The organism is Saccharopolyspora sp. NPDC045941 (assembly GCF_056431445.1).
The window spans coordinates 72139-80475 of the sequence record NZ_JBWKKU010000044.1 but is presented as its reverse complement, the minus strand read 5'-3'; the positions used below and the strand labels follow the sequence as shown (position 1 = coordinate 80475).

8 protein-coding genes are annotated in these 8337 nt (G+C 71.8%); all 8 read right to left on the bottom strand.

Features of this window, described 5'->3' with window-relative positions; translation table 11 throughout:
• Positions 1–212: 212 nt before the first annotated feature.
• Entirely contained in the window at positions 213–863 is a 651-nt protein-coding gene (locus AC07FN_RS30385; RefSeq protein WP_478398681.1) for a LuxR C-terminal-related transcriptional regulator, read from the bottom strand.
• An 18-nt stretch (positions 864–881) separates the two neighbouring features.
• A complete protein-coding gene (locus AC07FN_RS30380; RefSeq protein ID WP_452613984.1) occupies positions 882–1460 on the bottom strand; it encodes a sensor histidine kinase in 579 nt (192 codons plus the stop codon).
• A 242-nt stretch (positions 1461–1702) separates the two neighbouring features.
• Positions 1703–2827, bottom strand: coding sequence for a glycosyltransferase (locus AC07FN_RS30375; RefSeq protein ID WP_478398680.1), 1125 nt, complete (start codon positions 2825–2827; stop codon positions 1703–1705).
• The gene (locus tag AC07FN_RS30370) at positions 2824–3492 is read right to left on the bottom strand and encodes a LuxR C-terminal-related transcriptional regulator (protein WP_478398679.1); all 669 of its coding nucleotides are present in this window, start codon (positions 3490–3492) and stop codon (positions 2824–2826) included. Before AC07FN_RS30370 ends, AC07FN_RS30375 begins: the two co-directional genes overlap by 4 nt.
• A 134-nt stretch (positions 3493–3626) precedes the next feature.
• Positions 3627–4982 carry a glycosyltransferase family 2 protein gene (locus AC07FN_RS30365; RefSeq protein WP_478398678.1) on the bottom strand — a complete coding sequence of 452 codons (1356 nt, stop codon included), beginning with the start codon at positions 4980–4982 and terminating at the stop codon, positions 3627–3629.
• Between the two features lie 28 nt (positions 4983–5010).
• Positions 5011–6219 carry a glycosyl hydrolase family 18 protein gene (locus tag AC07FN_RS30360; protein WP_478398677.1) on the bottom strand — a complete coding sequence of 403 codons (1209 nt, stop codon included), beginning with the start codon at positions 6217–6219 and terminating at the stop codon, positions 5011–5013.
• A gap of 12 nt (positions 6220–6231) precedes the next feature.
• Complete coding sequence (locus tag AC07FN_RS30355; RefSeq protein ID WP_478398676.1) at positions 6232–7206, bottom strand: NAD-dependent epimerase/dehydratase family protein; 975 nt, start codon at positions 7204–7206, stop codon at positions 6232–6234.
• Positions 7206–8318, bottom strand: coding sequence for a glycosyltransferase (locus AC07FN_RS30350; protein WP_478398675.1), 1113 nt, complete (start codon positions 8316–8318; stop codon positions 7206–7208). Before AC07FN_RS30350 ends, AC07FN_RS30355 begins: the two co-directional genes overlap by 1 nt.
• Positions 8319–8337 lie beyond the last annotated feature (19 nt).

Genomic DNA, 8337 nt, shown 5'->3' with positions numbered 1-8337 from the left:
CCGCGAGGTCTACCGCGCCCTGACCACCACACCAACCGAACGAACCAGTCAAAACGACCTTGCTCCTGCCGCTTGACATCTATAGGAGCATCCCGGGTGAGAGTGCTGGTGGCCGTTGGAACGACCACCAGCACTCACCGAGCACCGGGCGCGGGAACTGACCGCGAGTCCCTTTGGCCCCCAATCCAAAGGGACTCACGGACCCCCAGTGATCAGCCCGCGACGGGCATTCGCTCGTCGTCGAGCAAGCCGTGGCGCATCGCGAACGAGGCCGCCTCCAGCCGGGAGTGCACGCCCAGCTTCGTCAGCACCGACTGCACGTGCGTGCGCACCGTCGTCGACGCCACCCCGAGCTGCTTCGCCATCGCCGTCGTGTGCGCGCCTTCGACGAGCATCCGCAGGCATTGCCGTTCCCGTGCGGTCAGGTGCGAAGCGAGCCGCCGGGCATCCGTGGTGCCCGCCAGGCGCGGTGCCCGCGCCGCCGCCAGTTCGACGACGACCTCGCCGTCCATGACCCCGCGGATCGCTCCGGCCAGCACCGACAGCCCGCACATCTTGTTCACGTATCCCGCCGCGCCCCTGGCCAGGGCGTCGCGCATGCCCTGCACGTCGCCGTCCGCGGTGAGCACCAGGACCTTGGTGCTCCCGCCCGCGTCGAGGATCTCGCCGATGACGTCGAGCGCGTCGCCGTCGCCGAAGTACCGGTCCAGCAGGCAGATGTCCGGCCGGTGCTCCCGGACCACCCCGACCACCCCGGCCACGTTGTCGGCGGTCCCGACGATGCGGCAGCCGTGCCGCGGCAGCGTCGCCGCCAGCGCGTCGACGAAGATCGCGTGATCGTCGCCGAGTACCAGATCGACCATGTTCGGCGTTCCCCCCGCTCAGGCCGCGCAGCCGGACGGGAACACCAGCAGCGCGCGGGTGCCCCCGCCCGGTGCCGGCTCGATCCGCAGGTCGGATCCGCAGCGCTGCGCCAGCGCCAGCACGATGCCCAGCCCGAGCGATGACGATCCGCGCGGCCCGCGGCCGAACCCCGGCCCGTCGTCGGTGATCTCGATCCGCACCCCGCCGGGCTCGGCGTGGCGCACCGCCACCTCGACCCGGCCGCCGCGCCCGGCGGCGCGCACCGCGTTGTCCAGCAGGTTCGACGCCATCCGCCACAGCAGCGTCTCGTCGGTGCGCAGCCGGACGCCCTCGTCGGCGTGCAGGGTGATCTCGGCCGTCCCGGACAGCGATTTCACCGCGACGAGCTGGGCCAGCAGTTCGCGCGGCGCGAAGGTCTCCTCACTGCGCTGCGCGGCCCTCAGGTCCACCAGTTCCAGCAGCCGGTCCAGCTCCAGTTCCATCAGCTGCAGCCGGTGCGCCGCGTCGCCCGGCAGCGCCGGGTCGGTGCGCAGGCCGTCCGCGAGGTAGGACAGCGTCGCAAGACCGTGCCCGAGATCGTGCAGCAGGCTGTGCAACTCCGCGCCACCTCGCGAGTTCGCCCTCCGCTGGCGCCCGCGCGGTATCGCCGTATCGGCAATCATGTGCACCTCGACTCCTCTCCCCCAACGGCAGTCTTGTGCTATCCGGCAAATCGGATGCCGCGCGCGCAGCGTTGCAGTTGCCGCGAAAAGAGGAGGGTGACTACTCCACGTGCAGCAGATGCCCGAGGGTCAGGCACGCGGAAGTACTGTTCCCGCGGTAACCCGGCTACCGTCGGTCACCGGGCTCCGTACGCTTCGACGAGCGCTCCGGCCAGCGCCTCGATGCGGTGGCTGCCATCCACCCTGGCACGCGCCGCCGTGGCGAGCCGGTCGGCGACGCCGGGCGAGTCCAGCAGGTGCGCGATCGCGGCGGCCAGCAGTTCGGGCCGCCCGGGCGGCACCAGCAGCCCGGTCTCGCCGGGCGCCACCACGTCGCCGACCGCGTTGACGGCGGTGGCCACCACCGGCACGCCGCACATCATCGCCTCGACGATCGCCAGCGGCAGCCCCTCGTACCGGCTGGGCAGCGCGAACACGTCGAACGCGGGCAGCAGCTCCGCGACGTCGTCGCGCTCGCCCGCCAGCACCACGCGGGCGCCGCTCGCGGCGACGCACGCGCGCATCGGCTCGGCCAGCTCGCCGTCGCCGATCCACACCCCCACGACGCCGGGCCGGTTCAGCGCGCGCAGCGCCGCGACGAAGTCCTCCGGCGCCTTCTGGTACGTCAGCCGCCCCACCGCGCCGACCACGACGTCGGTCGGCGCCAGCCCCAGCCGCTGCCGGGCGCGCCGCCTGGCCCGCGCGTTGCGCATCGGCACGTCGTGGTCGACGGCCACCCCGGTGGCGCGGATGCGGTCCGGGGCGAGCAGGCCGCGCCGCACCGCCTCGACCGCCACGCCGCTGCCCACGCACAGCGCGAGGTCGGTGATCCGGCCGAGGCCGCGTTCGATCTCGACGTAGGCACGCCGCCGCACTCCGCTCTGGAACTCGTGGAACCCGAACCCGTGGTAGGTGTGCACGATCCGCCCGACGCCGGCGCGGCGCGCAGCGATGCGGCCCAGCGCACCGGCCTTGGAGCAGTGGGTGTGCACGACGTCGAAGCGTCGCCGCCTCAGCAGCGTCGTCAGGCGGTGCAGGGCGAGCAGGTCGTGGCCCGGCGAGATCGGCGCGCGCAGCGCGGGTTCGACGATCACCTCCAGCCCGGCGGCCTCCGCGTCCGGCAGCAGGCCGCCGGACCCCGTGATCACCGCGACCTGGTGGGTTGCCGGGTCCAGCGCCTTCGCCCCGCGCAGCGCCAGCACCCCGGCACCGCCCGCCAAGCGGGTGATCACTGTGGCCACCCGCAGCGGCCCGGCGGTCACGATTCGCCGTCCGGCTCACCGCGCAGGCCCGCGGCGCGGGCGACGCTGACCGCCTCCAGCTGGCTGTGCACCCGGAGCTTGGCCAGGATGCTGCGCGTGTGCGTGCGGACCGTTTCGGTGGAGATCAGCAGTTCCCCGGCGATCTGCGCGCCCCGCTTGCCGGCGACCATGCCGGCGAGCACGTCCCGCTCGCGGTCGCTGAGCGCGTCCAGCGGGCCGTTGCGCTGCCCCGCCCGCACGACGTCCTCGCGCAGTTCGCGCAGCACCGGGCCGAGCAGGTCCGGCGGGTACCAGCTCTGCCCGCGCCGCACGCCGCGCAACACCTCGGTCAGGCGTTCGATCCCCCGTTCCTTCGGCACCCACGCGGCCGCGCCGTCCCGGGCGGCTTCGACGGCCTTCCGGACGTCGCGGATCCCGGTAAGCACGACCACTTCCGCGGCCGGCCGGACCTCCTGCAGGCGCCGCACCAGGCGCCCGGCACCGGCCGGCTCCAAGTCGAGCGTGATCACGTCCGGCCGGGACTGCCGCACCAGATCGGGCAGCCGCGGGTCGCCGGTCGGGCAGTGCCCCACGACCCACAGGTCGGGCACCTCGGCCAGCCGGGCGCTGAGCGCCTCGGCCAGCATGAGGTGGTCATCCACCATGAGCAGCCGCACCACGTCCACGCCCCCCAGCCTGAACTCCCCGGACCGTCCGGGCCTCCTCCAATCGCACGAAAGCACCCTCCCGCACCCGCATGGCGGTCTGATGGGTGATGTCCACCTTTCCCCGCACAACGGGGAAAAAGGCCCTTCACGTCTCATCGCGTCGGTGCCGTGCTCGGCGCGGCCGAGCCGACCGGGCGGCGATCCGGGCTGCGCCACCGGCCGGACGAACTGGACAGCCAGGCCGCGGGGATCGCGTACAGCGCGATGCCCGCGTCCAGCACCCGCAGCGCCAGGAAGAAGAAGGCGAACAGCAGGAACCTCGGCTGCCGCTGCAGCACGGCGACGATGCAGGTGAGCAGCAGATCCGGGATCACCACGCCGAAAAGCAGCGTCTCCAGCGACGCGAACCCGGCGACGAAGTCGTGCGCCTCGTGCACCACCGGTATCGCGAGCACGCCGTCGAACACGGCGGGCACGACGAGCACCAGCGCCACCAACGGCAGCAGCACCAGCATGATGCTGCTGGCCAGCATCTCCAGCAGCAGCAACGCCAGCATCGCGGTGAACAGGTTGGTCCGCGGCGGGTGCCGCCGGACCGTCTGCCACAGGCCCAGCGCCCAGCGCTTGCACTGCTTCACGTAGTCCCCGAAGCTGCTCGGGTCCTGCGTGGTCGCCACCGCCGACGGCGTGAAACCGACCTTGCCGAGCCGCTTCTGGTACACCTCGAAGGTCATGTTGAAGTCCTCGATGACCAGCCCCGGCGGGTTGACCTCGATGCGCGGCAGCACCTCGGTGCGGTACATGCTGGCGAAGCCGGGCACGATGTGGGTCGCGTTGACCCGCCGCCAGGTCTGGCCGAACTTCAGCAGGTACTGCGTCATGGTGTAGATCCGCTGCCGGTGGAAGGCCACCAGCTTGCCGACCGGCCCGAGCGCGCGGTCCCGCCACGAGGTCCGGACGCAGCCCGCCACCGCCACCACCGCGGGATCGTCGAACAGCGGCAGCGCCGCCCGGAAGTACCCGGGCTCGACGTGCGTGTCGGCGTCCAGCAGCATCACGACCTCGAAGCGGTCGACCAGCCCGAACCGGCGGATCGCCTCCTGCAGCGCGCCGGCCTTGCCGACGTTGCGGGTCGTGCTGATCACGTTCACCCCGGCCGCCTCCGCGAGTTCCACCGTGCGGTCGGTCGAACCGTCGGAGACCACGTGCACGTTCTCCGGCGGCACCAGGGCGGTGATCGCCCGGATGCTGTCGACGATGACGCGTTCCTCGTTGTGCGCGGCCATCAGCACGGCCACGTCGGCGACGCCCAGCCGCACCGGGCGGGCGCGCCGGCGCTGGACGCGGTGGCGGCCCACCAGGAAGTCCTGCTCCGGCGAGGCCACCCCGCCCCGCTGCCGCCACCATCGCCGCGTCGAGCTCTCGAGCAGGCGCATCAGCCCGATCAGGCCCCACAGCGTGAAGTTGGTCCCGAACACCGCGATCGCCAGCACCCACCAGGGAATCATCCGAATCCTCCACAGCGGACCGACCCGCTCAGCCGTCCAGCGGGAGGCTGTGCTTCAGCTCCCGCCAGGTCTCGGTGTCCTCGTAGCCGAACATCCACAGGTAGACCCCGCGGATGCCGGAGCCGCGCGCCGCCTCGAACTTCGCCTTCGAACTGGCGGCGTTCTCGAACCACACCTCGTGCTCCCGGCCCTGGCCGTCGGTGTAGCGGAACCACGGCGACTGGGTCTGCGCGTCGTAGCCGACCTTCGCCCGGTGCTCGGTGGCCAGCTGGAACGCCTTCAGCCAGGTCACCGCCGTGCCGTGGCCGTCCACCCAGTCGTAGCCGTACAGCGGCACGCCGAGCACGACGCGCTCCGGCGGGATCTGGCTCTTGGCGTAGTTCAGCGTTTCCCGCACCCAGGAGATCGGCGCCACCGGCCCCGGATCCGAGGTCGCCCAATGGAAGTCGTAGCCCATCAGCCGGACCTCGTCGACGGCCCGGCCGATCGCGGCGTAGTCCTGCGCCACGTTGCGCTCGTCGTAGCCGGCGTCGGTGGCCTTCGCGAAGACCGCGACCGACAGCGTCTTGTCCTCGTCGTCCATCGCCTTGCCCAGCTCGGTGACGAAGTCGCTGAACACCTGCCGGTCGCCGGCGCGCAGGTTCTCGTAGTCGATGTCGATGCCCGCGTAGTCCTCGCGCTTGACGAGCTCGACGATCTGGGCGATGTGGTCGCGCCGCTTCGCCGGATCGTGCAGCATCCGGGCGACCGGCTCGTAGGCCCAGACGCCGTCGGTGATGTTGGCGATCGACGGCACGATCGGGACGTCGGCCTCGCGCAGCTGCTCGATCCGCCTGGCGACCTCGGCGGTCTGCTCCGGCGGGTACTGGTTGGTCAGCCCGCCGTCCTGCCCCACCCCGTACATCCAGGGCGAGACCTCGTTGACCGCCTTCTGGTTCTGCACCACCATCGACGTGCCGTTGTCGAAGTTCCAGAACGGCAGCGACGCGACGACCAGCGAGCCGGCCGTCGGCGGCGCGCCGCGCGGCGTCACCGTCACCACGACCACCAGCACCGCCACGGCGATCAGCACCAGGAACCACAGGGAGCCGCCGAGGTTCCTGAGGGTCCGGGTGCGGCGAGCCGCGGCCGGACGGTCCGAAGTGGACTTCCTGCGCTCGCCGCCGCGCCGCCGCGCGTTCCCCGCGGGCCGGACCCACTCGACGAGCCAGTGCTTCTTCTCAGTGCTCTGCTTCATCCCGTTCTCGCCTCAAGCAGTCACGGCCTGTCCGGCCCGCATCTGTTCGTCGATCACATCTCGGACGATGTCGTCCAGCGTGCGCTGCGGCTGGAAGCCGATCAGCTCCAGCGCACGGGTGCAGTCCGGCACCCGTCGCTGCATGTCCTCGTGGTCCGGCCCGTACGCCACCTCGTAGGGCACGTGGACGGTGCCGCTGGACGAACCGGTCATCGCGATGATCCGGTCCGCGAGCTCCTCGATGGTCACCTGCTCGGTGCTCCCGAGGTTGATCGCCATGCCCTCCGCGCCGTCCAGCTGCACCAGCCGCATCAGCGCGGGCACCACGTCGGCCACGTGGCAGAAGCAGCGGATCTGCTTGCCGGTGCCGAAGATCGTCACCGGCCGCCCCTGCAACGCCTGCGCGACCAGCCGCGGGATGACCATGCCGTAGCGGCCGCTCTGGCGCGGCCCGACGGTGTTGAACAGCCGCACGATCACCGCCCGCAGCCCGAGCTCACGCACGTAGTTGAAGGTGATGCTCTCGTCGATGGCCTTGGCCTCGGAGTAGGTCCAGCGGGCCTTCAGCGGCGAGCCGATGATCCGGTCGTCGCTCTCGGACAGCCCGATCTTGCCGTTCTTGCCGTAGATCTCGCTGGTGGAGGCGACGAGCACCCGCGCGCCGTGCCGCAGGGCGGCGTCCAGGACGTTCTCGGTGCCGTGGATGTTGGTCAGCAGCCCCTGCAGGGTGCGTTCCTGGATGACGAACGCGCCGACCGCGGCGGCCAGGTGGAACACCACGTCCGCGCCGGCCATCGCCTCGTCCACCAGGGAGGCGTCCAGGATGGTGCCCGGGATCATCCGCAGGTTCGGGTCGCCGACCGGCAGGTTCGCGGTCCGGCCGGTGCTGAGGTCGTCGAGCCCTACCACCTCGTGGCCGTCCGCGAGCAGCCGTTCGACCAGGTGCGAGCCGATGAAACCGGCGGCGCCGGTGACCAGTGCGCGCATCACGACCTCCCCGCGGGCACCGCGTGGCCGCGGCGCTGCCACAGCCGGGTGTACAGGTCGTCGATGCGGTCGGTGACGGCCTCGATGCCGTAGGCCCGGCGGATCGCGGGCTCGTCGGCGCGCGGCCGGGCCGCCAGGATCTCGGAGGCGATCTCCGCGCGCATCCGCTCCGCGTTGCCGGGCACCTGGCGGGCCCGGTCGGTCTCGATGCCTTCCAGGGCCGGGCAGGTGGTGTAGAGCACCGGGATGCCGTTGGCCATCGCCTCCAGCACCGACAGGCCGAAGGTCTCCTGCTCGGAGGAGGCGATGAACAGGTCCAGCGAGGACAGCATCGCGGCGACGTCGTGCCGCTGCCCGGCGAAGATCACGTGCTCGGCGACGCCGTGCTCGCGGGCCAGCGCCTCCAGCCGCGGCCGGTCCGCCCCGTCGCCGACGATCAGCAGCTTGGTCTCCTGGCCCAGCATCGGGGCCATCGCGTCGATCACCAGGTTGAAGCGCTTGTTCGGGTCCAGGCGGCCGAGCACGCCGACCACGTAGGCGCCGTCGGCGATGCCGTGCTCGCGGCGCACCCGGGCGCGCGCGGCCCCGTCGAACTCGACCCGGCCGAAGTCAACGCCGTTGGGGATGACGGTGATCTTGCGCGCCGGCATGCCCCAGTTGCGCAGCCGTTCGGCGACGGTGTCGGACACCGCGATCGTGGCGTCCGAGCACAGGTCGGTGCCCAGGTAGAGCGCCCGCACCCCGAGCGTCATGCGGCGGCGTTCCAGGTGGGTCTCGCCGATGGAGTGCTCCGTGGAGACCACCACCTTGGTGCCGGCCAGCCGGGCCGCGAGCCGCCCGTACACGCACGCCCGGTACAGGTGGGTGTGCACCACGTCGTAGCCGCCGTCGCGGATCACCTCGCGCAGCCGCAGCACGGCGCCGATCTGCGTGTTGCGGGTCATGCCGAGATCGCGCACCCGCACCCCGTCGCCGGTGATCATCCCGGCCACGTCGCCCGGGTTGTACAGCGAGACCACGTCGGCGTCGTGCCTGGTGTGCTGCAGGATCGACCGCAGCTGCAGCTCGGCTCCGCCGACGCCGAGCCCGGTGATCACGTGCAATACCTTCATCACGTTCCCCTCTTCGGAT

Coding starts and splice junctions, on each gene's coding strand:
- AC07FN_RS30385 (WP_478398681.1), bottom strand. CDS start 863: ATGGTCGATCTGGTACTCGGCGACGATCACGCGATCTTCGTCGACGCG.
- AC07FN_RS30365 (WP_478398678.1), bottom strand. CDS start 4,982: ATGATTCCCTGGTGGGTGCTGGCGATCGCGGTGTTCGGGACCAACTTC.
- AC07FN_RS30360 (WP_478398677.1), bottom strand. CDS start 6,219: ATGAAGCAGAGCACTGAGAAGAAGCACTGGCTCGTCGAGTGGGTCCGG.
- AC07FN_RS30355 (WP_478398676.1), bottom strand. CDS start 7,206: ATGCGCGCACTGGTCACCGGCGCCGCCGGTTTCATCGGCTCGCACCTG.
- AC07FN_RS30350 (WP_478398675.1), bottom strand. CDS start 8,318: ATGAAGGTATTGCACGTGATCACCGGGCTCGGCGTCGGCGGAGCCGAG.